The sequence below is a fragment of the Streptomyces sp. NPDC057438 genome (assembly GCF_042802995.1).
In the GTDB taxonomy this organism is placed as follows: domain Bacteria; phylum Actinomycetota; class Actinomycetes; order Streptomycetales; family Streptomycetaceae; genus Streptomyces.
Map to the genome: position 1 here is coordinate 1 of NZ_JBHVDD010000011.1, position 22,777 is coordinate 22,777.

At 71.0% G+C, this 22,777-nt stretch carries 22 protein-coding genes; 9 read left to right on the forward strand and 13 right to left on the reverse strand.

From position 1 onward, the window contains the following. Window positions 1-120: 120 nt before the first annotated feature. From ACFU5F_RS09150 to ACFU5F_RS09185, 8 genes are all read right to left on the reverse strand, one after another. Window positions 121-453, reverse strand: coding sequence for a metal-sulfur cluster assembly factor (locus ACFU5F_RS09150; protein ID WP_005477879.1), 333 nt, complete (start codon window positions 451-453; stop codon window positions 121-123). Beyond that, window positions 450-920: a Fe-S cluster assembly sulfur transfer protein SufU gene (gene sufU / locus ACFU5F_RS09155; protein ID WP_059079336.1), complete on the reverse strand. Its 471-nt coding sequence runs from the start codon at window positions 918-920 to the stop codon at window positions 450-452. The genes ACFU5F_RS09150 and sufU overlap by 4 nt, the downstream gene beginning before the upstream one ends. Before the next feature lie 16 nt (window positions 921-936). Beyond that, complete coding sequence (locus ACFU5F_RS09160; RefSeq protein ID WP_383884167.1) at window positions 937-2,193, reverse strand: cysteine desulfurase; 1,257 nt, start codon at window positions 2,191-2,193, stop codon at window positions 937-939. Further along, window positions 2,190-2,954 carry a Fe-S cluster assembly ATPase SufC gene (gene sufC, locus ACFU5F_RS09165; protein WP_383884170.1) on the reverse strand — a complete coding sequence of 255 codons (765 nt, stop codon included), beginning with the start codon at window positions 2,952-2,954 and terminating at the stop codon, window positions 2,190-2,192. The genes ACFU5F_RS09160 and sufC overlap by 4 nt, the downstream gene beginning before the upstream one ends. A gap of 7 nt (window positions 2,955-2,961) precedes the next feature. Then, window positions 2,962-3,282 (reverse strand): non-heme iron oxygenase ferredoxin subunit, encoded by a 321-nt coding sequence (locus ACFU5F_RS09170; RefSeq protein ID WP_383884172.1) that lies wholly within the window; start codon window positions 3,280-3,282, stop codon window positions 2,962-2,964. Further along, complete coding sequence (sufD, locus tag ACFU5F_RS09175; RefSeq protein ID WP_383884175.1) at window positions 3,279-4,472, reverse strand: Fe-S cluster assembly protein SufD; 1,194 nt, start codon at window positions 4,470-4,472, stop codon at window positions 3,279-3,281. Before sufD ends, ACFU5F_RS09170 begins: the two co-directional genes overlap by 4 nt. Before the next feature lie 83 nt (window positions 4,473-4,555). Next, window positions 4,556-5,980, reverse strand: a complete 1,425-nt coding sequence (gene sufB, locus ACFU5F_RS09180; protein ID WP_383884177.1) for a Fe-S cluster assembly protein SufB — start codon at window positions 5,978-5,980, stop codon at window positions 4,556-4,558. After that, window positions 5,977-6,711: a helix-turn-helix transcriptional regulator gene (locus ACFU5F_RS09185; RefSeq protein WP_383884180.1), complete on the reverse strand. Its 735-nt coding sequence runs from the start codon at window positions 6,709-6,711 to the stop codon at window positions 5,977-5,979. The genes sufB and ACFU5F_RS09185 overlap by 4 nt, the downstream gene beginning before the upstream one ends. A gap of 161 nt (window positions 6,712-6,872) precedes the next feature. On the opposite strand from ACFU5F_RS09185, the gene ACFU5F_RS09190 reads away from it, so the two are divergent. The 4 genes from ACFU5F_RS09190 to ACFU5F_RS09205 are packed head-to-tail and all read left to right on the forward strand — an operon-like array spanning window position 6,873 to window position 10,504. Continuing rightward, on the forward strand, window positions 6,873-7,706 hold the full coding sequence (locus ACFU5F_RS09190) for an aminoglycoside N(3)-acetyltransferase (protein WP_383884183.1): 834 nt from the start codon (window positions 6,873-6,875) through the stop codon (window positions 7,704-7,706). 10 nt (window positions 7,707-7,716) lie between these two features. After that, window positions 7,717-8,640 carry an ABC transporter ATP-binding protein gene (locus ACFU5F_RS09195; protein ID WP_383884186.1) on the forward strand — a complete coding sequence of 308 codons (924 nt, stop codon included), beginning with the start codon at window positions 7,717-7,719 and terminating at the stop codon, window positions 8,638-8,640. Then, complete coding sequence (locus tag ACFU5F_RS09200) at window positions 8,637-9,422, forward strand: ABC transporter permease (RefSeq protein WP_383884189.1); 786 nt, start codon at window positions 8,637-8,639, stop codon at window positions 9,420-9,422. The genes ACFU5F_RS09195 and ACFU5F_RS09200 overlap by 4 nt, the downstream gene beginning before the upstream one ends. A gap of 59 nt (window positions 9,423-9,481) precedes the next feature. Beyond that, window positions 9,482-10,504 carry a heme A synthase gene (locus tag ACFU5F_RS09205; protein WP_383884191.1) on the forward strand — a complete coding sequence of 341 codons (1,023 nt, stop codon included), beginning with the start codon at window positions 9,482-9,484 and terminating at the stop codon, window positions 10,502-10,504. Between the two features lie 41 nt (window positions 10,505-10,545). On the opposite strand, the gene ACFU5F_RS09210 is transcribed toward ACFU5F_RS09205, so the two are convergent. The 4 genes from ACFU5F_RS09210 to ACFU5F_RS09225 form a co-directional block, all read right to left on the reverse strand. After that, window positions 10,546-11,316 (reverse strand): nucleotidyltransferase, encoded by a 771-nt coding sequence (locus tag ACFU5F_RS09210; protein WP_383884193.1) that lies wholly within the window; start codon window positions 11,314-11,316, stop codon window positions 10,546-10,548. An 18-nt stretch (window positions 11,317-11,334) separates the two neighbouring features. Next, on the reverse strand, window positions 11,335-12,441 hold the full coding sequence (locus ACFU5F_RS09215; protein ID WP_383884196.1) for an amidohydrolase family protein: 1,107 nt from the start codon (window positions 12,439-12,441) through the stop codon (window positions 11,335-11,337). 57 nt (window positions 12,442-12,498) lie between these two features. Beyond that, on the reverse strand, window positions 12,499-12,861 hold the full coding sequence (locus ACFU5F_RS09220) for a hypothetical protein (protein WP_383884199.1): 363 nt from the start codon (window positions 12,859-12,861) through the stop codon (window positions 12,499-12,501). Between the two features lie 167 nt (window positions 12,862-13,028). After that, window positions 13,029-13,985, reverse strand: a complete 957-nt coding sequence (locus tag ACFU5F_RS09225) for a heme o synthase (RefSeq protein WP_383884202.1) — start codon at window positions 13,983-13,985, stop codon at window positions 13,029-13,031. 374 nt (window positions 13,986-14,359) lie between these two features. Here ACFU5F_RS09225 and tkt point away from each other — a divergent pair, with 374 nt between their 5' ends. The 5 genes from tkt to pgl are packed head-to-tail and all read left to right on the forward strand — an operon-like array spanning window position 14,360 to window position 21,178. After that, window positions 14,360-16,447 (forward strand): transketolase, encoded by a 2,088-nt coding sequence (tkt, locus tag ACFU5F_RS09230; RefSeq protein WP_383884205.1) that lies wholly within the window; start codon window positions 14,360-14,362, stop codon window positions 16,445-16,447. A gap of 42 nt (window positions 16,448-16,489) precedes the next feature. Continuing rightward, a complete protein-coding gene (gene tal / locus ACFU5F_RS09235; protein ID WP_383884207.1) occupies window positions 16,490-17,608 on the forward strand; it encodes a transaldolase in 1,119 nt (372 codons plus the stop codon). Next, on the forward strand, window positions 17,605-19,137 hold the full coding sequence (gene zwf, locus ACFU5F_RS09240) for a glucose-6-phosphate dehydrogenase (RefSeq protein WP_374194952.1): 1,533 nt from the start codon (window positions 17,605-17,607) through the stop codon (window positions 19,135-19,137). The genes tal and zwf overlap by 4 nt, the downstream gene beginning before the upstream one ends. Beyond that, a complete protein-coding gene (gene opcA / locus ACFU5F_RS09245) occupies window positions 19,134-20,399 on the forward strand; it encodes a glucose-6-phosphate dehydrogenase assembly protein OpcA (RefSeq protein ID WP_383884210.1) in 1,266 nt (421 codons plus the stop codon). The genes zwf and opcA overlap by 4 nt, the downstream gene beginning before the upstream one ends. After that, window positions 20,396-21,178 (forward strand): 6-phosphogluconolactonase, encoded by a 783-nt coding sequence (pgl, locus tag ACFU5F_RS09250; RefSeq protein WP_383884213.1) that lies wholly within the window; start codon window positions 20,396-20,398, stop codon window positions 21,176-21,178. The genes opcA and pgl overlap by 4 nt, the downstream gene beginning before the upstream one ends. A 199-nt stretch (window positions 21,179-21,377) precedes the next feature. Here the strand turns inward: pgl and ACFU5F_RS09255 are convergent, their stop codons facing one another. Then, window positions 21,378-22,775 carry an MFS transporter gene (locus tag ACFU5F_RS09255; protein ID WP_383884215.1) on the reverse strand — a complete coding sequence of 466 codons (1,398 nt, stop codon included), beginning with the start codon at window positions 22,773-22,775 and terminating at the stop codon, window positions 21,378-21,380. Between the last annotated feature and the right edge of the window lie 2 nt (window positions 22,776-22,777).

The following is a 22,777-nucleotide window of genomic DNA, read 5'->3' on the forward strand; positions in this document are numbered from 1 at the left end:
GTATGCCTACGGGCTACCGCTTGCAAACGGGCAGGTCTTAACCCCGCTGCCCCCACCTGCCCTTGGGGTTTGCCCCCGGGCTATTCAAACATCCGGGGGGCCCCACACCCCTGTCACATCTCAGACGTTGAAGCCGAGCGCCCTCAGCTGCTCGCGGCCGTCGTCGGTGATCTTGTCGGGGCCCCACGGGGGCATCCAGACCCAGTTGATGCGGAGTTCGTTGACGATGCCGTCCGTCGCGGACTTGGCCTGGTCCTCGATGACGTCCGTCAGCGGACAGGCCGCGGAGGTCAGGGTCATGTCGATCGTCGCGATGTTCGCGTCGTCGATGTGAATGCCGTAGATGAGGCCGAGGTTGACGACATCGATGCCCAGCTCGGGGTCGACGACGTCGTACAGGGCCTCGCGGACCTCCTCCTCGGAGGCCGGCTTCATCTCCAGGGTCTCGCTCATGCCGTCTTCCTTTCGACGTCGGCGTCGGCGCCCAGCGCCTGGGCCGTCGCGTCCTTCCACGCCATCCAGCTGAGGAGGGCGCACTTGACCCGTGCGGGGTACTTGGAGACACCGGCGAACGCGACCGCGTCCTCCAGCACCTCCTCCATCGCGTCGTCCGGCTCGATCTTCCCCTTGGACTGCATCAGCTCCAGGAAGGTCTCCTGGATCTTCCGCGCGTCCGAGAGGTCCTTGCCGACCAGGAGGTCGTTCAGCACGGAGGCCGATGCCTGGCTGATCGAACAGCCCTGGCCCTCGTACGACACGTCCTCGACGGTCGTGCCGTCGTACTTCACTCGCAGGGTGATCTCGTCGCCGCACGTCGGGTTCACGTGGTGCACCTCGGCGTCACCGTCCCGCAAGCCCCGGCCGTGCGGGTGCTTGTAGTGGTCCAGGATGACTTCCTGGTACATCGAGTCCAGCTTCATGCGATCGCTCGTCCCCTCAGCCGAAGAAGTTCCGTACGTGCTCCAGGCCGTCGACCAGGGCGTCGATCTCGGCCGGGGTGGAGTACAGATAGAACGACGCTCGGGTGGTCGCGGGAATTCCGTAGCGCAGGCAGACCGGACGGGCACAGTGGTGGCCGACCCGGACCGCGATGCCCTGCTCGTCGAGCACCTGGCCCACGTCGTGCGGGTGGATGTCGCCGAGCGTGAAGGAGATCGCCGCACCCCGCTCCTCGGCCGTGGCCGGGCCGATGATCCGCAGGTCAGGCACCTCCGTGAGCCGCTTCACCGCGTACTCGGTGATCGCGTGCTCATGGGCGAGGATCTTGTCCATGCCGATGGAGTTGAGGTAGTCGATCGCCGCGCCGAGGCCGACCGCCTGGGCGATCGGCGGGGTGCCCGCCTCGAACTTGTGCGGGGCGGGGGCGTACGTCGACGAGTGCATCGACACCGTCTCGATCATCTCGCCGCCGCCGAGGAAGGGAGGCAGGTCCTCCAGCAGCTCCTGGCGGCCCCAGAGCACGCCGATGCCCGTCGGACCGCACATCTTGTGGCCGGTGAAGGCCACGAAGTCGGCCTGGAGGGCCTGCACGTCCAGCGGCATGTGCGGCGCGGCCTGCGAGGCGTCGATGCAGACCAGGGCGCCGACCTCCTGCGCCCGGCGCACTATCGCCTCGACGGGGTTGACCGTGCCGAGGATGTTGGAGACCAGCACGAAGGAGACGATCTTCGTCTTCTCGGTGATGATCTCGTCGATGTTGGACAGGTCGAGCCGGCCGTCGTCGGTCAGCCCGAACCACTTCAGCTTCGCGCCCGTGCGCTGCGCGAGCAGCTGCCACGGCACGATGTTGGAGTGGTGCTCCATCTCCGTGATGACGATCTCGGTCTCGGCGTCCACCCGGTAGGGCTCGTCGGCCCAGCCGAGCATGTTCGCCACGAGGTTCAGCGACTCGGAGGCGTTCTTGGTGAAGATCACCTCGTCGCGCGAGGGCGCGTTGATGAAAGCGGCGACCTTGTCGCGCGCGCCCTCGTACAGCGCCGTGGCCTCCTCGGCGAGCACATGCACACCGCGGTGGACGTTGGCGTTGTAGCGCTCGTAGTACTCGCTCAGGGCGTCCAGCACCTGGCGCGGCTTCTGCGAGGTCGCCGCGTTGTCCAGGTACACGAGCTTCTTACCGTCGTGGACCTGGCGGTCCAGGATGGGGAAGTCCTTGCGGATCGCCTCGGTGTCGAGGAGGCCCGGCAGCTGTGTCACGCGGATGCGCCACCCTTCACGTACTTGTCGTAGCCCTCGGACTCGAGCTGGTCGGCGAGCTCCGGGCCGCCGGACTCGGCGATACGGCCGTTCGCGAACACGTGCACGTGGTCGGGCTTGATGTAGCGCAGGATGCGCGTGTAGTGGGTGATCAGCAGGGTGCCGACCTCACCGGTCTCGCGGACGCGGTTCACGCCCTCGGAGACGATGCGCAGCGCGTCGACGTCCAGACCGGAGTCCGTCTCGTCGAGGATCGCGATCTTCGGCTTGAGCAGCTCCAGCTGGAGGATCTCGTGGCGCTTCTTCTCACCGCCGGAGAAGCCCTCGTTGACGTTGCGCTCGGCGAAGGCGGGGTCCATGTTGAGGCGCTGCATGGCCTCCTTGACCTCCTTCACCCAGGTGCGGAGCTTGGGGGCCTCGCCGCGGATGGCGGTGGCGGAGGTGCGCAGGAAGTTGGAGACCGAGACGCCGGGGACCTCGACCGGGTACTGCATCGCCAGGAACAGGCCCGCGCGGGCGCGCTCGTCGACGGACATCTCCAGGACGTCCTCGCCGTCGAGGGTGACGGTGCCGCCGGTGATCGTGTACTTCGGGTGACCCGCGAGGGAGTAGGCGAGGGTCGACTTGCCGGAGCCGTTCGGGCCCATGATGGCGTGCGTCTCGCCCTGCTTCACGGTGAGGTCGACGCCCTTGAGGATCTCCTTCGTGGCGTTGTCGGCCTCGACGGTGACGTGCAGGTCGTGGATTTCAAGCGTTGCCATGGGTGCCTCAGGACTCCTGGGAGAGGGAGACGAGCACGTCGTCCCCTTCGATCTTTACGGGGTATACGGGGACGGGGCGCGTCGCGGGAAGACCGGACGGCTTGCCGGTTCTGAGGTCGAACGCGGAGCCGTGCAGCCAGCACTCGATCTGGCAGTCCTCCACCTCGCCCTCGGAGAGCGAGACGTTCGCGTGCGAGCAGATGTCGTGGATGGCGAACACCTCGCCCTCGGTCTGCACGACCGAGACCGGCGTGCCGTCGAGCTCCACCCTTTTCGGGGTGTCGTCCTCCAGCTCGCTCAGCCCGCAGGCGCGTACGTAGGTGGTCATCGGCCGGATCCAGTCACAGTCTCCAGCTCCTCGTCGATCTTCGCGAGGAGCCGCTCCTGGATGTCGTCGACACCGATCTGCTGGACCAGCTCGGCGAAGAAGCCGCGGACGACGAGACGGCGGGCCTCGTCGGCCGGGATACCGCGGGCCATCAGGTAGAACAGCTGCTCGTCGTCGAAGCGGCCGGTCGCGGAGGCGTGGCCGGCGCCGACGATCTCGCCGGTCTCGATCTCCAGGTTCGGCACCGAGTCGACCCGGGCGCCGTCCGTGAGGACCAGGTTCCGGTTCATCTCGTAGGTGTCGGTGCCCTCGGCCTTGGCCTCGATGAGCACGTCGCCGATCCAGACGGCGTGGGCGCCCTCGCCCTGGAGCGCGCCCTTGTAGACGACGTTCGACTTGCAGTGCGGGACGTTGTGGTCGACCAGGAGGCGGTGCTCCTGGTGCTGGCCGGCGTCCGTGAAGTACAGCCCGAACAGCTCGGCCTCGCCGCCGGTGCCGGCGTAGGAGACGCGCGGGTGGAGGCGGACGACGTCGCCGCCGAAGGTGACGACGACCGACTTGAAGCTCGCGTCCCGGCCGACGAGGGCGTTGTGCTGGGCCACGTGCACGGCCTTGTCGTCCCAGTCCTGGACGGAGACGACGGTCAGCTTGGCGCCGTCACCGAGGACGTAGTCGACGTTGGCCGCGAGGACGGCGTCACCGGTGTGGTCGATGACGACGACGGCCTCGGCGAAGGCGCCCAGCTCGATCACCTGGTGGGCGAAGGCGGTGCCGCCCTCGCCGTGCACGGCGATCCGGATCGGCTCGGCGAGGACCGTCTCCTTGGGGACGGTGATCACGCCGGCCCGCTCGAACGCCGAGTAGGCCTGGGCGGCGATGCGGTCCACGGGGGTGCCCGCCCTGCCGAGGCGCGCGTCGTCGCGGCCGACGCCCTCGACGGTGACGCCCTCGGGGGCCTGCACGTCGACCTTCAGGCCGCCGTCGCTCGCGACGGCGGTGCCGTCGTGCAGCCCGCGCAGCCGCTCCAGCGGGGTGAACCGCCACTCCTCCTCACGGCCGTGCGGGACCGGGAAGTCCGCCACGTCGAAGGACGGGGGCGCGCTCATGCGCGTGGCGACGGTCGACTCGGCGGCAACGGCCACCGCGCCGGCGGTGGTGGAGCCCACCGGGATGTTCTGAGCCTCAGCCATGGCTGTCGGTCTGCTCTCTTCCTACGTTTCGAACCTCGGCCCGCCCGGGGAGGCGGGCCGCTAGCTGCTGATCCGACGGCGCGTCAGCCGACCGCGCCTTCCATCTGCAGCTCGATCAGCCGGTTGAGCTCCAGCGCGTACTCCATGGGCAGCTCCTTCGCGATGGGCTCGACGAAGCCGCGCACGATCATCGCCATGGCCTCGAACTCGGTCAGGCCGCGGCTCATCAGGTAGAACAGCTGGTCATCGGAGACCTTGGAGACGGTCGCCTCGTGGCCCATGGACACGTCGTCCTCGCGGACGTCGACGTACGGGTAGGTGTCGGAGCGGGAGATCGTGTCGACGAGCAGGGCGTCGCACAGCACGTTCGACTTGGAGCCGGGCGCGCCCTCGCCGATCTCGACCAGGCCGCGGTAGGAGGTACGGCCGCCGCCGCGCGCCACCGACTTGGAGACGATGTTGGAGGAGGTGTTCGGCGCCATGTGGACCATCTTGGAGCCGGCGTCCTGGTGCTGCCCCTCGCCCGCGAAGGCGATGGAGAGCGTCTCGCCCTTGGCGTGCTCGCCCATCAGGTAGACGGCCGGGTACTTCATGGTGACCTTGGAACCGATGTTGCCGTCGATCCACTCCATGGTCGCGCCCTCGTACGCCACGGCGCGCTTGGTGACCAGGTTGTAGACGTTGTTCGACCAGTTCTGGATGGTCGTGTAGCGGCAGCGGGCGCCCTTCTTGACGATGATCTCGACGACCGCGGAGTGCAGGGAGTCCGACTTGTAGATCGGGGCCGTACAGCCCTCGACGTAGTGGACGTAGGCGTCCTCGTCGACGATGATCAGCGTCCGCTCGAACTGGCCCATGTTCTCCGTGTTGATACGGAAGTAGGCCTGGAGCGGGATCTCCACGTGCACGCCCTTCGGCACGTAGATGAAGGAGCCGCCGGACCACACCGCGGTGTTCAGCGACGCGAACTTGTTGTCGCCGACCGGGATGACCGTGCCGAAGTACTCCTTGAAGAGTTCGGGGTGCTCCCTCAGGGCGGTGTCGGTGTCGAGGAAGATGACGCCCTGCTCCTCCAGGTCCTCACGGATCTGGTGGTAGACGACCTCGGACTCGTACTGGGCCGCGACGCCCGCGACGAGGCGCTGCTTCTCCGCCTCGGGGATGCCGAGCTTGTCGTACGTGTTCTTGATGTCCTCGGGCAGGTCCTCCCAGGACTCCGCCTGCTTCTCCGTGGAGCGCACGAAGTACTTGATGTTGTCGAAGTCGATGCCGGACAGGTCCGAGCCCCAGTTCGGCATGGGCTTCTTCTCGAACAGGCGCAGGCCCTTGAGACGGAGCTTGGTCATCCACTCCGGCTCGTTCTTCTTGGCCGAGATGTCGCGGACGACGTCCTCGTTGATACCGCGCTTGGCAGAGGCACCGGCCACGTCGGAGTCGGCCCAGCCGTATTCGTAGTTACCCAGACCCTCGAGCTCGGGGTGGGCGGTCTCCTCGATGGGGAGCGTCATGCGGGGTTCCTCCCGGCGGTACGTGCAGATGCGGTGTCGGTGGCTGTGTGGGGAATTCTGGGGATGAACGTCGTGCAGACGCCGTCGCCGTGGGCGATGGTGGCCAGCCGCTGGACGTGTGTGCCGAGCAGCTCGGCGAAGAGCTCGGTCTCGGCCTCGCAGAGCTGCGGGAACCGCTCGGCGACATGCGCTACCGGGCAGTGGTGCTGGCAGAGCTGCTCTCCCTGGTGCGGGTGGGGCGCGCTGCGCGCCGTAGCAGCGTACCCGTCGGCACTCAGGGCCTTGGCCAGGGCTTCGGTCCTGTCCTCGGGGTCCGCGGCCTCGACGGCCCGGCGGTAGGCGCCGGCCTCGGAGGCGACCCGGGCCCGGGCGAAAGCGGCGACGGCCTGCTCCCCGCCCTCCTGGTCGGCGATCCAGTGGAGCGCGTCCATGGCGAGCTTGTCGTAGGACTGGTCGAACGCGTCCCGGCCGCAGTCCGTCAGAGCGAACACCTTGGCGGGGCGCCCGCGCGTGCGCGCGCCGTAGACGCGCTGCTCGCGGGGCTGCACGACGTCGTCGCCGACCAGTGCGTCGAGGTGCCGACGGACGGCGGCCTGGGTGAGGCCGAGGCGCCCGGCGAGGTCGGCGACCGTGGACGGGCCGTGGGACAGGATGGAGCGCGCGACACGGTTGCGGGTGGACCGCTCACCGGTCGCGAGTTCCTCCTGCGGAGCCTCGCCGACGTTTTTCACAACGCCATTGTTGCGTAATTCCTCAGACAGGGGCAAGCCGCGCCCGGACGGGCGGCCGGTGCCGTGCATCACTTAGGTAAACCTAAGCTGACCTGGGGAAACGATCATTGATCGATCAAGTCGGTGGCGCCGCGCGAGCGGCTCCGGAAGACTGCCACACCATGCCGACAACCCCTCCCACCGGCCCGCTCGTCACCCGCGCCGGCCTGGCGGCGGACCTGCGCGCCGCCGGTGTCGAACCCGGCGAGACCCTCCTCGTGCACTCCTCGCTCAGCGCGCTCGGCTGGGTCTGCGGAGGCGCGGTCACGGTGGTCCGGGCGCTGCTCGACGCGCTCGGTCCGGACGGCACCCTGGTCGTGCCCACCCAGACCGGTGACCTCTCGGATCCCGCGCTCTGGGCCCGTCCGCCGGTGCCCGAGGAGTGGTGGGAGCCCATACGGGTGACCATGCCCGCCTACGACCCCGCGATCACGCCCTCCCGCGGGGTCGGCGTGATCCCCGAGACGGTACGGACCTGGCCGGGCGCCCTGCGCAGCGCGCACCCCCAGACGTCGTTCGCGGCGATCGGCCCGGCCGCGGCCGCGCTCCTCGCCGACCACGCCCCCGACTGCCGCCTCGGTGAACGCAGCCCGCTGGCCCGGCTGGAGCGGGCGGGCGCCCGGGTACTCCTGCTCGGCGCGGGCTACGACACCTGCACCAGCTTCCACCTGGCCGAGTACCGCACGCCCGCGCCGCTGGTCGAGGTCGGCCGGCCGGGTCCGGACGGCTGGGAGGTGGTGACCGAGGTGTCGATCGACTCGGACCGGTTCGACGAGCTGGGCCACGACTTCGAACGCGACCGGGGCATCCGCCGGACCAGGGCGGGCGCGGCGGACGTACGTCTGTTCCCGGTGGCCGACGCGGTGGCGTACGCCGAGCGCTGGCTCCCGTTGCACCGTCCCCGTGAGGAGGAGATCTCCGGACCCGGCCGCCTCGGCGCCCGGCCGCGTCCCTAGACTCGGGCCCATGCGAAGTGACCCCGTGGTCCAGGTCCGCTCCCTGGTGAAACGGTACGGCGACAAGACCGCGGTGGACGGCCTGGACCTGACGGCCCGAGCGGGCGTCACCGCCGTCCTCGGCCCCAACGGCGCGGGGAAGACGACCACGATCGAGACCTGTGAGGGCTACCGGAGCCCGGACTCCGGCTCGGTGTCCGTCCTCGGTCTCGACCCGGTCCGCGAGGCCGCGGCCCTGCGCCCCCGGATAGGCGTGATGCTCCAGTCCGGCGGCGTCTACTCCGGCGCCCGCGCGGAGGAGATGCTCCGGCACGTGGCCCGGCTGCACGCCCACCCCCTCGACATGGACGTCCTGATCGAGCGGCTGGGGCTCGGCGGCTGCGGCCGCACCGCCTACCGCCGGCTCTCCGGCGGCCAGCAGCAGCGGCTCGCCCTCGCGATGGCCGTGATCGGCCGCCCCGAGCTGGTCTTCCTCGACGAGCCCACCGCCGGCCTCGACCCGCAGGCCCGCCGGGCCACCTGGGAGCTGGTCCGGGACCTGCGCGCGGACGGCGTCGCGGTCATCCTCACCACGCACCACATGGACGAGGCCGAGCAGCTCGCGGACGACGTCGCGATCATCGACGGCGGCCGGGTCGTCGCCCAGGGCTCGCCCGAGGAGCTGTGCCGGGGCGGTGCCGAGAACACCCTGCGCTTCACCGGCCGCCCCGCCCTCGACGTCGGCTCCCTGCTCAAGGCCCTCCCGGCGGACTCCGCCGCCGTCGAGCTGACGCCCGGTGTCTACCGGGTGACCGGCAAGATCAACCCGCAACTCCTCGCGACCGTCACCTCCTGGTGCGCCCAGCACGGGGTGATGCCGGACCGCATCTCGGTGGAGCGGCACACCCTGGAGGACGTCTTCCTGGAGCTGACCGGCAAGGAGCTGCGTTCATGAGCGCGACGACCGACAGGGGCGCCGGCACCTACGCGCCGAAGCCGGGCGCCGCCCCCCTGCCCCGCATGATCGCGGCGCAGGCGGCCCTGGAGACACGGATGCTGCTGCGCAACGGCGAACAGCTGCTGCTCACCGTGGTCATCCCGACCCTGCTGCTGGTGCTGTTCGGCTCGGTGGACATCGTCGACACGGGCGAGGGCGAGGCGGTCGACTTCCTGGCGCCGGGCGTCCTGGCGCTCGCCGTGATGTCGACGGCGTTCACCGGACAGGCCATCGCCACCGGCTTCGAGCGCCGCTACGGCGTGCTGAAGCGGCTGGCGGTCTCGCCGCTCCCGCGCTGGGGCCTGATGACCGCGAAGACCCTGTCCGTGCTGGTCACGGAGATCCTCCAGGTGGTCCTGCTCACGGTGATCGCCTTCGCGATGGGCTGGGACCCGCACGGCAACCCCTTCGCCGTACTGCTCCTGCTGGTCCTCGGTACGGCCGCCTTCTCCGGCCTCGGGCTGCTGATGGCGGGCACGTTGAAGGCGGAGGCGACACTGGCGGCGGCGAACCTGGTCTTCCTGCTGCTGCTGGTGGGCGGTGGCGTCGTGGTCCCGCTGGAGAAGTTCCCGGACGCGGCGCAGAGCGTGCTCGGGCTGCTCCCGATCGCGGCCCTGTCGGACGGGCTGCGGGACGTCCTCCAGCACGGCGCCGGCGTTCCCTGGGGCGACCTCGGGATCCTCGCCGTGTGGGCGGTGCTCGGGCTGGGTGCGGCGGCCCGGTACTTCCGCTGGGAATAAGCGCAGGTCACCGGACCGGCCGTACCCTCGTGAACGCGTGCACAAGCGGCGGGCCTACCATGGTGCGCGTGCCGAAACCGACCCGCGACGACCTCGTCTCCGCTGCGCGCAACCCGCTCGCCTTCATCGCCGACCGCTGGACCCCGGACCCCGGAACGGTCCGGCGGGCGGCCCTCGCCGCCCTCGTCATGGCGGTGGTGATCGTGGTGACCGGCGGTGCCGTACGGCTCACCGGGTCGGGCCTCGGCTGCCCGACCTGGCCCAAGTGCACCGAGGACTCGATCACCGCGACCCGTGAGATGGGCGTCCACGGCTACATCGAGTTCGGCAACCGCTTGCTGACGTACGTGCTGTGCGCGGCGGTCGGCTGGGCGATCGTCGCCGCGCGCTCGCAGAAGCCGTACCGTCGCGGTCTGACCCGGCTGGGCTGGGCGCAGTTCTGGGTCGTCATGAGCAACGCCGTGCTGGGCGGCATCGTCGTCCTGGTCGGCCTCAACCCGTACACCGTGGCCGCGCACTTCCTGCTCTCCACCGCCCTCATCGCCGTCGCCGCCGTGATGTGGCACCGCACCGGCGAGGGCGACACCGCCCCGCGTCCGCTGGTCGGCCAGGCGGTGCGGCAGCTGGTGGCGATCCTGGTGGGCGTCACCCTGCTGCTGATCGCGGTGGGCACGGTCGTCACGGGCGCCGGCCCGCACGCCGGCGACTCCAGCGAGGTCCATCGCATTCCGCTGAACTGGGAGAACGTCACCAAGCTGCACGCGGTGCTGGCCTGGATCGTGGTGACGCTCACCTTCGCCCTGTGGTTCGTCCTGAAGGCGGTGGACGCCCCGCGCGAGCCGCTGAACCGCACCCGTGACCTGTTCCTGGTCCTGCTGGCCCAGGGCGTCGTCGGCTACGTCCAGTACTTCACCGACCTTCCCGAGATCCTGGTCGGCGCGCACATGCTGGGTTCCTGCCTGGTGTGGATCGCCACGCTCCGCGTCCTGCTGTCGCTTCGTGAACGGCCGGCGGACGAGGTGGAGGGGGCGGACGTGCCGGGTCCGGCCGTCACCGAGACACCGGTCGCCGCGCAGGGCTGAGGCACGGACGGCGAAGGCCCGGACGGGGGGACGGGCCCGCGTCAGCCGTACGTCCGTACGAGGTCGTCGATCGCCGGGCCGAGGAACAGCCGGGTCAGCTCGCCCCGGTGAGGCACCCGCCCGGCCCGGCGCCCGTACCGGCGCCGGGCGATGTCCTCGACCACCTCGGCGGGGGCGCCCAGGGCGGGCAGCAGGTCCAGGGCCTCGCGCTTGGTGATGAGCCGGCCCTCGCGCAGGGTGACGGTGGCGCGGGCCAGGGTGAGCAGTCCGAGGTCGACCCAGACGTCCTGGTCCCACAGGTGGGCCCGGTCCACCGCCGGGCGCCAGAAATCCCGCTGGTCGCGCAGGACGAAGGCGTCGAGCTCGGTGTCGGAGACCGGCGGCAGCAGCGCCCCGGGCGGTTCGCCGTGCAGGACGAGCCCGAACGTGAGCAGCTCACGCCGGGTGACCGGGGTGATCGTGCGCCGGAACAGCCGCCCGTGCGCCCAGGTCAGGTGCGGGCGGCCGGCGTCGGCCGCCGCCGTGCCGGGCGTCGGATACGAGCAGTGCAGGTTCGCCGCCAGTGGCGTGTGGCGCAGGCCGGCGTGCAGGCGCCCCACCCGCCATGCGGTCCGGGCGGTGACCGGGCCGTCCAGGACGGCGATCAGGTCCAGGTCGCTGCGGCCCTCCTGGTAGTCGCCGCCGCCGAGGGAGCCGTGGGCCCAGAGGGCGAGCGGGGTGAGGTCCCGCAGCCCGTCGAGGAACCGTCCGACGAGGGCCGCGGTGTCGGTGGCGGGGGCGGGGAGGCCGCCCCTCGCGTCGCTGGGGGTCATACGGTCAGTCTCATCGGCTCACCCCAGCCCGTACACCCGCCGCGCGTTCCCCGCCGCGACCAGTCCCGCCACGCGCTGCGCGTCCGCCGGCGACCAGGCGCCCTCCGCCACCCAGGCCCCCAGCACCCGGGCCAGCGCCTCGCGGAACAGCCGGGCCCCGACCACGTGCAGCTCGGGCAGGCCGTGCGCGCCGCTGGAGAAGAGGACCTTGCCGAAGGGGGCGAGTTCCAGGACCTCGGCGAGCACGGCGGTGGCGCGTGCGCCGGTGCGCACGAGTTCGGCGCCCAGGTCGACGTGGACGTGCGGGAAGACCCCGGCGAGATGGGCCGCGTGGCGGTGGTAGGGGTAGCCGTGCAGCAGGACCAGGTCGGTGCCGAGGCCGGCCGTGGCGCGGGCGAAGTCGGTCAGCAGGACGGGGTCGGTGGCGTCGATGCGCAGGCCCGGTTCGCCGAGGCCCGCGTGGAGCTGGAGGGGGCGGCCCGAGGCGACGGCGATCCACAGCAGATGGCGCAGGAGGACCGGGTCGGTGAGCGCCCCGCCGACCGGCCGGTGCGCGAGCCAGCGCCCCACCGCGCCGCGCACCTCCCCCGGCCCGGGCGGCTCGGGCGCGAACGCCAGGCCGTGCCGTACACCCGACACCGAGGTGAAGGCGACGGCGTTCGCGGCGGCCGCGTGCACCGACTCGGCGAGATTGGCCAGGAACGCCTCGACGGTGCCGGAGGTGTCGGCGACCTGTTCGGCGAGGAGTTCGAGGCGGACGATCTCATGGGCGTCGGCGTCCGCGGTGGAGGCCATCTCGCCCGGGCCGGTGAGGTCGCCGGGCAGCCCCGTGTCGACGAGGTAGGTCGTGATGCCGCTGCCCCGCAGGAGTCTGCGGCCGGCCTCCAGTACGCCCAGTTCGCGGCGCCGGGCCAGATAGCGGGCCGGCGGGCAGTGGGGTTCCAGACCGAGCAGGGGCGGGCACCAGCGGCGTACGGCGAAGCCCGTCTGGGTGTCGAAGAAGGTGGTGCCGGGCGCGGGCGGGCCCTCGCTGCGCGCGAGGTGGGCCTCGAAGGTGCCGAGGCCCAACTCCGTGCGCAGTACGCCGTGGCAGTACTGGTCCACGAGGGACGGCGTCTCGATCATCGGGCTCCCCGGGGCTGGACCTGTGCACTCGCACAGGTCCTAACGGGTGAGCCGGGCTCAGGTGTTGCTGTTGGCGGGTCCGCCGACCTGGATTCCGGCCATCCGTGACCATTCGTACGGGCCGGTCCGCACCTTGGCGGCGAACTCGCCGTCGAAGTCCTCGTGCACGGTGACGCCGGCCTTCTGGACGGCCAGCTCGGCGACGGCGTGGGTGGGGGCGACGAGATCGCCCCAGCCGCCGTCCTCACCGACGAGGACGATGCGTGCGCCGAGTTGGCCGATGTAGGCGACCTGGGCCTCGGCTCCCCCGTGGGCCTTGGCGAAGGCGCCGATCTGCTTGGCCAGCCGGGCCGCTCGGCGCTCGGCCTTGGCGGCGGCCTTGGTTGCCCCGGCCTCGTCTGCCTGCTTGGTGTCTGACATGGTCAGGATGCTACCGATGGGTATTCGCTCGGGCGACGGGCGGGGTCAGTGGGCTTGGCCACTCGCCGCCGCGTGGCGCGGTGCGCGGGCGCGTGCGTCGTGGTAGCCGCGCCCACACGGCGGAGCCGCACATCGCCACGGCCCCGCGCCCCTTGTGGGGCGCGGCCTCAGCGCAGGAAGGGGTCCACCGCCACCGCCACGAACAGCAGCGACACGTAGGTGATCGACCAGTGGAAGAGGCGCATCTCCTTGAGCTTGGCGCCGGTGGTGCCGTTCTTCGCGCGGTTCTGGAGGGCGTGCGCCTCCCAGAGCCACCAGCCGCCCGTCACCAGGGCGACCGCGGTGTAGAACCAGCCCGTGTAGCCGAGGGGGGTCAGCAGCAGGGAGACGGCGACCATCACCCAGCTGTAGAGGACGATCTGCCGCGCGACGACCTTGTTGGACGCGACCACGGGGAGCATCGGGACGCCGACGCGGGCGTAGTCGTCCTTCACCTTCATGGACAGGGGCCAGTAGTGCGGCGGGGTCCAGAAGAAGATGACCAGGAAGAGGATGACGGCGGCCCACGACATCGAGTTCGTGACGGCGGACCAGCCGATGAGGACCGGCATGCAGCCGGCGATGCCGCCCCAGACGATGTTCTGCGACGTACGCCGTTTGAGGATCATCGTGTAGACGACGACGTAGAAGAGGAGCGCCCCGAGCGACAGCCAGGCGGACAGCCAGTTGACGAGGAGGCCGAACCAGGCGGTGGAGACGGCCGCGAGGGTGAGGCCGAAGACCAGGCCCTCACGCGGGGTGACCATGCCGGTGACCAGCGGCCGCTGGGACGTGCGCTCCATGAGCGCGTCGATGTCGCGGTCGATGTACATGTTGAGCGCGTTGGCACCGCCGGCCGAGAGGTAGCCGCCGACGCAGGTGGCGAGCACCAGCCAGAGGTCCGGGACGCCCTGCTCCGCGAGGAACATCACCGGAACGGTGGTGATCAGCAGCAGCTCGATGATCCGCGGCTTGGTGAGCGCCACGAACGCCATGACTCGGGCCCCGATCGGCCGCTGACCCCGGCTGCTGCTCGTGCTGCTCGCGCCCAGCACGCCCGGTGGACGGGATTCGACGGCCGTCACGCACACCCCTGACAGAGACTCCTCAGCAAGCCTCCGGTCGTGAACTCCCCGTAACGGCTCGCGCGTACCACGCCACTGTAGACGTTGCCCAGAGCCAGCCTTTCAAGGGGGGTGGGTCGTGTTGGCGGGTGCTCCGGGGCGAGCCGGACACACGTGCGTTGAGCAGTCGGATGAGCGGCTGCGTATTCACATGTCGAACAGCGGAACCCCCTGGTCTCAGCATGCGAACCACTGGTCGGGAGGCGGACGGGACACAGTCCCGGCAGTCTGGAATGACTCGAAAAAATGCGCGTTCCTACGGGGGTAGGCTCGACAACGGCCGGTGCCGTGAAGAACACCGGCACGAGACATGTGGAGAGGAGCCCTGACCCAGGGTGAGCACCAAGCCGACCACTACAGACCTCGCGTGGAACGAATTGGACCAGCGGGCCGTCGACACCGCCCGGATCCTGGCCGCCGACGCCGTCCAGAAGGTCGGCAACGGCCATCCGGGTACGGCGATGAGCCTCGCGCCCGCCGCGTACACCCTCTTCCAGAAGGTGATGCGCCACGACCCCGCCGACCCCGACTGGGTGGGCCGTGACCGGTTCGTCCTGTCCGCCGGCCACTCCTCCCTGACCCTCTACATCCAGCTGTACCTGGGCGGCTTCGGCCTGGAGCTCCAGGACCTGGAGTCCTTCCGCACCTGGGGTTCGAAGACCCCGGGTCACCCCGAGTACGGGCACACCAAGGCCGTCGAGACGACGACCGGCCCGCTCGGCCAGGGTGTGGCCAACGCGGTGGGCATGGCGATGGCCGCCCGCTACGAGCGCGGCCTGTTCGACCCGGAGGCCGCTGTCGGCGAGTCCCCGTTCGATCACCACATCTTCGTGATCGCCGGTGACGGCTGCCTCCAGGAGGGCATCTCCGCCGAGGCGTCCTCGCTGGCCGGTCACCAGAAGCTCGGCAACCTGGTCCTGCTGTGGGACGACAACCACATCTCGATCGAGGGCGACACCGAGACCGCCGTGTCCGAGGACACCGTCAAGCGGTACGAGGCCTACGGCTGGCACGTGCAGCGCGTGGAGCCCCAGGAGAACGGCGACCTCGACCCCGCGGCGCTGTTCGCGGCGATCGAGGCCGCGAAGGCCGTCACCGACCGTCCGTCGTTCATCGCGATGCGCTCGATCATCGCCTGGCCGGCCCCGAACGCGCAGAACACCGAGGCCGCGCACGGCTCGGCGCTCGGCGCGGACGAGGTCGCCGCCACCAAGCGGGTCCTCGGCTTCGACCCCGAGAAGAACTTCGAGGTCGCGGACGAGGTCATCGCGCACACGCGCGCCCTGGGCGAGCGCGGCCGTGAGGCCCGTGCCGTCTGGGAGAAGCAGCTGCAGGAGTGGCGTGACGGCAACGCCGGGCGCGCCGCCGAGTTCGACCGGATCAGCGCGGGCGAGCTGCCCGAGGGCTGGGAGTCGCACCTGCCCGAGTTCGAGACGGGCAAGGGTGTCGCGACGCGTGCCGCGTCCGGCAAGGTGCTCCAGGCGCTCGGCGCGGTGATCCCCGAGCTGTGGGGCGGCTCCGCCGACCTCGCCGGTTCGAACAACACGACGATCGACAAGACGTCGTCGTTCCTCCCGGCGGACAACCCGCTGCCGGAGGCGAACCCCTACGGCCGCACGATCCACTTCGGCATCCGTGAGCACGCCATGGCCGCGGAGATGAACGGCATCGCGCTGCACGGCAACACCCGTATCTTCGGCGGCACGTTCCTCGTGTTCTCCGACTACATGCGCAACGCCGTGCGCCTGTCGGCGCTGATGCACCTGCCGGTGACGTACGTGTGGACGCACGACTCCATCGGTCTGGGCGAGGACGGCCCGACGCACCAGCCGGTCGAGCACCTGGCCGCGCTGCGGGCGATCCCGGGCCTGAACGTGGTCCGCCCGGCCGACGCCAACGAGACCGCGATCGCCTGGCGCGAGATCCTCAAGCGGTACACCAAGGAGTTCGGCAAGGGCGCCCCGCACGGTCTGGCGCTGACCCGTCAGGGTGTGCCCACGTACGAGGCCGACGAGAATGCCGCCAAGGGCGGTTACGTCCTCTTCGAGGCGTCGGGCGGTACGCCGGAGGTCGTTCTCATCGCCACCGGTTCCGAGGTGCACGTGGCCGTCGAGGCCCGTGAGCGGCTGGAGGCCGACGGGGTGCCCACGCGGGTGGTGTCCATGCCGTCCGTGGAGTGGTTCGAGGAGCAGGACCAGGGGTACCGGGACAGCGTTCTGCCGCCGTCCGTCAAGGCGCGTGTCGCGGTCGAGGCCGGGATCGGGCTCACCTGGCACAAGTACGTCGGGGACGCCGGCCGCATCGTCTCGCTGGAGCACTTCGGCGCTTCGGCCGACGGCAAGGTCCTCTTCCGCGAGTTCGGCTTCACCGCCGAGAACGTGGCCGCGGTCGCGCAGGAATCCCTCGCCACGGCTCGGCGCTGACGCTCACAGACGCTTCCATCCACACGTAGGAGATGTAATTCCATGACAGACGCACTCAAGCGCCTCTCCGAGGAGGGCGTCGCGATCTGGCTGGACGACCTGTCGCGCAAGCGCATCACGTCCGGCAACCTCGCCGAGCTGCTCGACCAGCAGCACGTCGTGGGCGTCACCACCAACCCGTCGATCTTCCAGAAGGCCATCAGCAGCGGTGACGGCTACGAGCAGCAGGTCTCCGACCTCGCCGCCCGCAAGGTCACCGTCGAAGAGGCCATCCGCATGATCACGACGGCGGACGTCCGTGACGCCGCCGACATCCTGCGCCCGGTCTTCGACGCGACCGGCGGCCAGGACGGCCGGGTCTCCATCGAGGTCGACCCGCGCCTGGCGCACGACACCAAGGCCACGGTCGCCGAGGCCAAGCAGCTGGCCTGGCTGGTGGACCGGCCCAACACGCTGATCAAGATCCCGGCCACGATGGGCGGCCTGCCGGCCATCACCGAGGTCATCGGCCTCGGCATCAGCGTCAACGTGACGCTGATCTTCTCGCTGGAGCGCTACCGCCAGGTCATGGACGCCTACCTGGCAGGTCTGGAGAAGGCCAAGGAGCGGGGTCTCGACCTGTCGAAGATCCACTCGGTGGCCTCGTTCTTCGTGTCCCGCGTGGACACCGAGATCGACAAGCGCATCGACGCGCTCGGCACCGACGAGGCCAAGGCCGCACGCGGCAAGGCCGGTGTCGCCAACGCCCGTCTCGCGTACCAGGCGTACGAGGAGGTCTTCTCCGACGGTCGCTGGGCGGCCCTGGAGAGCGCGGGCGCCAACAAGCAGCGTCCGCTGTGGGCCTCGACCGGCGTCAAGGACCCGGCGTACAAGAGCACGCTGTACGTCGACGAGCTGGTCGCGCCGAACACGGTGAACACCATGCCGGAGGCCACGCTGGAGGCCACCGCGGCGAGCGGTGAGATCCGCGGCAACGCGATCGCCGGGACGTACGAGCAGTCGCGTGCCGAGCTGGACGCGGTCGAGAAGCTCGGGATCTCGTACGACGAGGTCGTGCAGCTGCTGGAGGACGAGGGCGTCGAGAAGTTCGAGGCGTCCTGGAACGACCTGCTCAAGTCGACCGAGGCGGAGCTTCAGCGCCTCGCACCCTCGGAGGGCTGAACACCTTGTCGAGCAGCAATCCGCTGCGTGACGCCGCGGACCGACGGCTCCCGCGTATCGCGGGGCCGTCGGGCCTGGTCATCTTCGGCGTCACAGGCGATTTGTCACGTAAAAAGCTGATGCCTGCCGTGTACGACCTCGCCAATCGCGGACTGCTGCCGCCGGGCTTCTCGCTCGTCGGCTTCGCACGTCGGGAGTGGGCCAACGAGGACTTCGCGCAGGAGGTGCACGACGCGGTCAAGGAGCACGCCCGCACGCCCTTCCGCGAGGAGGTCTGGCAGCAGCTCATCCAGGGCATGCGCTTCGTCCAGGGCACCTTCGACGACGACGAGTCCTTCGAGCGGCTGCGCGACACCATCGAGGAGCTGGACAAGGCGCAGGGCACGGGCGGCAACTTCGCCTTCTACCTGTCCGTACCGCCGTCCGCCTTCCCGGTCGTGATCCAGCAGCTGAAGAAGCACGGCCTGGCCGACCAGAGCAGCGGCTCCTGGCGGCGCGCGGTCATCGAGAAGCCGTTCGGGCACAACCTGGCCTCGGCGGAGGACCTCAACAAGGTCGTGCACGAGGTCTTCGCCCCGGACCAGGTCTTCCGCATCGACCACTACCTGGGCAAGGAGACCGTCCAGAACATCCTGGCGCTCCGTTTCGCCAACACGATGTTCGAGCCGATCTGGAACCGGTCCTTCGTGGACCACGTGCAGATCACGATGGCCGAGGACATCGGCATCGGCGGCCGGGCGGGCTACTACGACGGCATCGGCGCCGCCCGTGACGTCATCCAGAACCACCTCCTGCAGCTGATGGCGCTGACCGCGATGGAGGAGCCCGCCTCCTTCGACGCGGACGCGCTCGCCGCCGAGAAGACCAAGGTGCTCGGCGCGGTGCGGCTGCCGAAGGACCTGGGCCGGGACACCGTGTTCGCGCAGTACGCGGCGGGCTGGCAGGGCGGCGAGAAGGTCATCGGCTACCTCGAGGAAGACGGCATCGACCGCAGGTCGAAGACCGACACCTACGCGGCGATCAAGGTCGAGGTCGACAACCGCCGCTGGGCGGGCGTCCCGTTCTACCTGCGGACGGGCAAGCGCCTCGGCCGCCGGGTCACGGAGATCGCGGTCGTCTTCCAGCGCGCCCCGCACTCCCCGTTCGACTCGACCGCCACGGAGGAGCTGGGCCAGAACGCGATCGTCATCCGCGTCCAGCCCGACGAGGGTGTCACGGTCCGCTTCGGCTCCAAGGTGCCCGGCACGTCCATGGAGATCCGGGACGTGTCGATGGACTTCGCGTACGGCGAGTCCTTCACCGAGTCGTCGCCCGAGGCGTACGAGCGCCTGATCCTCGACGTCCTGCTCGGCGACTCGAACCTGTTCCCGCGCACCGAGGAGGTCGAGCTGTCCTGGAAGATCCTCGACCCGATCGAGGAGTACTGGGACAAGAGCGGCAGGCCCGCGCAGTACCAGGCGGGCACCTGGGGTCCCGTCGAGGCGGACGAGATGCTGGAGCGAGACGGACGGAGCTGGCGCCGGCCATGAAGACGGACCTCACGGACACCACGGCCAGCAAGATCAACAAGGCGCTGGTCAAGGCCCGCCGGGAGATAGGCACCCCGGCGGTCGGCATGGTGCTCACGCTGGTCATCGTGACGGACGAGGAGAACGCGTACGACGCGCTCAAGTCCGCCAACGACGCCTCCCGCGAGCACCCTTCGCGCACGATCGTGGTCATCAAGCGCGTCTCCCGCTCCCCCCGCGACCGCACGAAGTCCCGCCTCGACGCCGAGGTACGGGTGGGCGCGGACGCCGGCACCGGTGACACGGTCGTGCTGCGGCTGTACGGCGAGGTCGCCGACCACGCCCAGTCGGTGGTGCTTCCGCTGCTGCTGCCGGACGCGCCCGTGGTCGTCTGGTGGCCGGTCAACGCGCCGCTCGACCCGGCCCGCGACCCGCTGGGCGCGCTCGGCCAGCGCCGGGTGACCGACAGCTACGCCGCCGAGAAGCCCATCGAGGAGCTGCGGACCCGCGCCGACAACTACGAGCCCGGTGACACGGATCTGGCCTGGACCCGCATCACCCCCTGGCGCTCCATGCTGGCCGCCGCGCTCGACCAGGTGGACTGCGAGGTCATCTCCGCGGAGGTGCAGGGCGAGCAGTACAACCCGAGCGTGGAGCTGCTGGCGATGTGGCTGGCGGACCGGCTCCACGTCCACGTACGGCGTGGGGTGTCGGCCGGGCCCGGCCTCAACGAGGTGCGGATGCTGACCAGCACGGGTCCCATCCGGCTGTACCGGCCCAATGGCGGCCTCGCCCTCCTCACCCTGGAGGACCAGCCGGACCGCGCGGTGGCGCTGAAGCGCCGGGAGACGTCCGAGCTGCTGGCGGAGGAGCTGCGCAGGCTCGACCCCGACGACACGTACGCGTCGGCGCTGCGGTTCGGTGTGGACCGGCTGGGCGGGGCCTTCGGGAGCACGTCGGGCAGTGCGCCGGCGGCCGCCACGGCCCCGGTGACGACCACGGCGGCCGCGCCGGCAGCCGCGGGCGGCACGTCGGGGGCCTCTTCGGTCCCGGGTTCGGGACCCGGCTCGGTCTCCGGCTCCGGCCCCGGGCTGGGTTCGGCCGTCGCGTCGGCCGCCGCCGCGGCCCGCGCGTCCGCGTCCGCGCCCGCGCTGCCGCCGGCCGCTCCGTCGGGTCCGGTCGCCTCCCCGGCTTCGGGCGGCTCCGCGGGAGCCGCCGGTGACGAGGACTCCGAGCGGCCCACGCCCGCGCAGATGCCTCCCGTGAAGAAGGCCGCGCCATGAGTACCCCGCAGCTGGTCGTGCACCGCGACAAGGAGCTGATGGCCCAGGCCGCCGCGGCCCGGCTGATCACCAAGGTCGTGGACGCGCAGGCCTCGCGCGGCTACGCCTCGGTGGTCCTCACGGGCGGCCGCAACGGCAACGGGCTGCTCGCCGCGCTGGCGGCGGCCCCCGCCCGGGACGCGATCGACTGGACGCGGCTGGACCTGTGGTGGGGCGACGAGCGGTTCCTGCCCGAGGGCGACGCCGAGCGGAATGTCACCCAGGCCCGCGAGGCACTGCTGGACTCGGTGCCGCTGGACCCGAAGCGGGTGCACGCCATGCCCGCGTCGGACGGACCGTGGGGTGCCGACGTGGGCGCGGCGGCCGCGACGTACGCGGAGGAGCTGGCGCGTGCGGCGGGGCCCGAGAACCACGGGTCCGTGCCGACGTTCGACGTGCTGATGCTCGGGGTCGGGCCGGACACCCATGTGGCCTCCCTCTTCCCCGAGTCGCCGGCCGTGCGGGAGACCGAGCGGACGGTGGTGGGGGTCCATGGGGCGCCGAAGCCGCCGCCGACGCGGATCACGCTGACGCTGCCAGCGATCCGGGCCGCGCGCGAGGTGTGGCTCCTCGCCGCGGGTGAGGACAAGGCGCGGGCCGCGGCCATCGCCCTGTCCGGGGCGGGGGAGATCCAGGCGCCGGCCGCGGGTGCGTACGGGCGGTCGCGGACCCTGTGGCTGCTGGACGCGGCCGCGGCGTCGCAGCTGCCGCGGTCGCTGTATCCGCCGGCCTCCCCCTGAGGTCGTCCGGGTGAGGTCGTCCGGATGAAGTCGTCCGGGTGCGGGTCCGGTGGGGGCTGGTCGCGCGGTTCCCCGCGCCCCCGAGAAGCACGGCTGCGCCCCGCGCTTCTCAGGCCCGTAGGGCCTGGGCTTTCCAGGGGTGCGGGGAACCGTGCGACCAGCCGACCGGACCCGCGCCTGACGGCGCACCGGTGCGCCGTCAGGACGTGAAGTCGTCCTCGCGGGTCTCCGGCAGCGCCCACAGGCACAGCAGGCTCACCAGGCACAGCCCACCCGAGTAGAACCCGAGCACCAGCGGCGACGACCACTGGCTGTTCAGCCAGGTGGCGACGAGCGGAGCGAAGCCGCCGCCCAGCGTGTTGGCCAGGATGAACGCCGCCGACGCCCCGGTGTACCGCAGTCTCGCCGGGAACAGCTCCGCGAGGAACGCCGCCGCCGGCGAGAACATCAGGGCGAGCAGCCCGAGGCCCACGGTGTACGCCCCGGTGATCACGAACGCGTTGCCCGTACCGAGCGACCCGTACATCGGCACGGCCCACACCACACTCCCGACCGCGCCCGCCAGCATCAGCGGACGGCGCCCGACCCGGTCGGCGAGCCGGGCGACGGGCAGGGTGATCGCGATACCGGCCGCCGCCCCGATGCTCGCGGCGGTGAGCATGGTGCTCTGCGGGATGCCGAGCGATTTCGGCCCGTAGGACAGGCTGTAGACGATGGTCAGGTAGTAGACGGCGGACCCGCCGACCGCCGCGCCTGTGCCGAGCAGCAGCCGCCCGGGGTACCGCGCGACGAGCGTGCCGAGCGGGAAGCGCGAGACCGGTGGCACCGGGGCCACCGGCGAGGCCGCCGCCGGGGACGGGCCCTCGAACACCGGCGACTCCGACACCGTCGACCGCACCCACAGTCCGACCACCACGAGCACCGCGCTGAGCAGGAACGGCACCCGCCAGGCCCAGTCGGCGAAGCCGTCGCGGCCCACGAGGTTCAGGGTCGGGAGGATGACGGCGCTGGAGAGCAGGAAGCCGAGCGAGGGGCCGAGGTTCGGGACGGCGGCGTACAGGGCGCGGCGGCCGGGCGGGGCGTGCTCGGCGGCCAGCAGGACCGCGCCACCCCACTCACCGCCCATGCTGACGCCCTGCAGCAGACGGAGGGTCACCAGCAGGACGGGGGCGAGGAGTCCGGCGCTCTCGTAGGTCGGGAGCAGGCCGATGCCGACCGTCGCGACGCCCATGAGCAGCAGGGAGGTGACGAGGGCCCTGCGGCGGCCCAGCCGGTCGCCGATCGTGCCGAACAGCACGACGCCGAGGGGGCGGGAGAGGAAGGCCGCGGCGAAGGTGAGGAACGCGGCGAGGGTGGAGACGGTCGCGTTCCCGGAGGGGAAGAAGGCGGGGCCGAGGACCAGCGCGGAGGCCGTGCCGTAGACGGCGAAGTCGTAGTACTCGATGGTCGTGCCGATGAGACTCGCGGCGGCGACCTTCGGCGCCTTGCTCGGCTCGGCCGGCGACGATGACGGCGACGGCGAGGACACCGACGACGGTAACGCGGCCTGCCCCGGGTCGGCGGCCTCGTCGACGGTCTCGGAAGGGGATTCGGGCATGG